This is a genomic window from Bacteroidota bacterium, from assembly GCA_039714315.1.
Lineage (GTDB): Bacteria > Bacteroidota > Bacteroidia > Flavobacteriales > JADGDT01 > JADGDT01.
The window spans coordinates 1-2,657 of the sequence record JBDLJM010000244.1 but is presented as its reverse complement, the minus strand read 5'-3'; the positions used below and the strand labels follow the sequence as shown (position 1 = coordinate 2,657).

The window sequence follows — 2,657 nt, the reverse complement described above, 5'->3', positions numbered from 1 at the left end:
ATTTTTATCTACCTCTCGTATTATATTGTTAAGAAGAGGGATTTATAGGTATTCAAGGCTAAAGATACCTGCCTGCGTGACTCAGTCAGGCAGGAAAGACTAAAGATACCTGCCTGCGTGACTCAGTCAGGCAGGAAAGATAAAAAGCTGAGCTTGTCTAAGGGTCTAAAGCCTACTACGCTTTGCGTGGCTTAAAGGCTAAAGTATATAAATCTCGAAGTATAAAAATAATTGCTCTAATGCCAATGATACGTATAAAACATTCTATCATTAAAGCATTAGAGCATTAAAACATTAGATAATTTCAATATAAAAACTCATTTTAAACTCTTCCCCTGCCTTTAAAGACTCTATTGCCTTCTTTTCCTTATAGTTTCCGGTTGAACTTTCTGAATCTGCAACTCCATACCACGGTTCAATACATATATAAGGTGCTTTTGCTCCGGGCATTGTCCAGATGCCTACAAGAGGAAACTTATCAATCCCCACTTTCAAAGAGACGTTTGTTTTTTTACTTTTTATTGTTAATGACGAAGATTTTAAATTTTCAAAGACCAATGCATCCTTGCTAAAAGTAGAATATTTAAGATCGATAATGTTATTATTGTTTAGAAAACCTTCATGAATCTCACCGCTTAACAAGCCATTTTCGGATAGCAGTAATTTTCCTGTGCTTTCTTTTTTATCGAACTCCAGATAATAATCTTCAAAGTCGTGATTATCATGAAAAGGAACAGTAAAGCCCGGATGTGCACCTATCGAAAAATATATTTCATCGCTATCTGTATTTTCCACCAGATAATTAATATTCAGTTTTGAACCTTCGAGCTTATACTTTACCAACAGACAAAAGTTGAAAGGATATATCTTAAGACTTTCATCATCACTTTCCAATCTGAAAGTTGCCCCGCTTCCGGTAATTTCATCCAACTCAAAAACCCTGTCTCTGGCAAAACCATGCTGACCCAAAAAATATTCTTTATCATCAACCTTATACTTCCCTCCTTTTACCTTACCAACTATCGGGAATAATATCGGTGCGTGCCGTGCCCATACTTTTTCGTCAGCCTGCCATATATGTTCGATATTCTCAATTTTATTATATATGCTCGATAATTCTGCTCCCTTAAAGTTAACCCTTACCGAAAGTAAATCGTTTTGAAGTTCTATATATTCCATCAGTAATAATTTCTAATTGTAGTGTAAAAATATTAATTATGATTTGTTAAAAATAGTTAATCATTAAAAAAAACTGTAGTGCTTTGGCATGGATTGCATATCCGCGCCGGCGGGCTTATGAAATTTATAGTTTCTACTCATTTGGTTCTTAGTTATTCTTTTTTAGTTTGCTTGCTTTTCCCACGCGATACAATCGCGTGGTAGCGGGGGGGGGCAAATTCGCGCCAGTGTATGTATTTTGTTACTTTATTCTAACTTATATTATCATTGTTATTAATAAATTACTATTGTCTCCACCTAGCGTCTAAATATCTTTTCCAAAAGATAACTGTATATAAATGCTGATAACACTGTATAAAAAACAAAGAAATATATCCACTCAATTCCATTCTTTAAGGCATGTATAACACTCAAAAACACTAAAAACAAATTACTTATCACAAAAATCTTGGTTTTACGATCTTCTTTATTTTTAAATGTGAAATTTGATTGAATTGCAACAAACGTAAAAAATATAATTAAGCTATAAATCACCTCTACCAGTGCAAACAATCCTCTTTCACCCCCTGATAAATGAGAACGGTAATAAAGTGTTTTTAGTAAAAAAACCATAACTAAGTTTAGTGATAAAACAACTACATCTATTAAAAACCAAATAGTTACATTACTCATTATTTCTTCTTTTCAAGTTTAAAAATTATACTTCCATTATCTAGACTCGGTGAAACATCAATATTATACTCCTACGCCGGCGCGGATTTGTAATCCGTGCCTTGCACAATTATTATTCTACTACAATTACATCCAATAAGCTCTTTTCTCCTGCATAATCTGCAGCACTGCTGTATACATAATCTTCAGCTCTAAAAACCAATCCCTCTGCTACAGGGTTTTGATGGATATAATTTATTTTCTGGTTTAATACTTTATTACTCCATAGTTCTATAGGTTTATTATCTCCTCTCCAAAACCTAATTCCATCAGGAGTCCTAAACTGATTAAGCAACCATTCTTTCCGGCTTTCCCTATAATTTTCTGTAATGGCTTTTATTATTGCTTTACTGGTAAATTTCTTATAATCCCGCAAAATATCCTGTAAAAAATAACCTTCCTCTGCTCTTATTACCATATGAACATGATTTGTCATTATACACCTTGCAAATATTTCAAGTCCTTTATTTTTTTTTGCAAAATTCAAGATTATCAACCAGTATATTTATGTATTCATTACTCGTAAATACATCTACCCAACCCTGCACAGCAAATGACACAAAATATACTCCTTCAGGATTATGAAATTTGTATTTTCTACTCATTTGCTATTCTTCTTTTTATATATAATATTTAATTTTTTACTATACTTGCTTTGGGCCAGCAGGGGTAGATTTTTTTATATAGTTTGATAATATATTCAATTTTAAAACTAATCAAGCTTTTCTAAATAGAAGTAATCTCTAATTCATTAAATAACACATTCA

3 protein-coding genes are annotated in these 2,657 nt (G+C 32.5%); all 3 read right to left on the bottom strand.

Features of this window, described 5'->3' with window-relative positions; translation table 11 throughout:
• Nucleotides 1-294 precede the first annotated feature (294 nt).
• The 3 genes from ABFR62_13980 to ABFR62_13970 all read right to left on the bottom strand — a co-directional run bounded on the left by ABFR62_13980 (nt 295) and on the right by ABFR62_13970 (nt 2,495).
• Nucleotides 295-1,179 carry an aldose 1-epimerase family protein gene (locus tag ABFR62_13980; protein MEN8139527.1) on the bottom strand — a complete coding sequence of 295 codons (885 nt, stop codon included), beginning with the start codon at nt 1,177-1,179 and terminating at the stop codon, nt 295-297.
• A gap of 784 nt (nt 1,180-1,963) precedes the next feature.
• Entirely contained in the window at nt 1,964-2,326 is a 363-nt protein-coding gene (locus ABFR62_13975) for a hypothetical protein (protein ID MEN8139526.1), read from the bottom strand.
• Between the two features lie 28 nt (nt 2,327-2,354).
• Nucleotides 2,355-2,495 carry a hypothetical protein gene (locus ABFR62_13970; GenBank protein MEN8139525.1) on the bottom strand — a complete coding sequence of 47 codons (141 nt, stop codon included), beginning with the start codon at nt 2,493-2,495 and terminating at the stop codon, nt 2,355-2,357.
• Nucleotides 2,496-2,657: the final 162 nt, after the last annotated feature.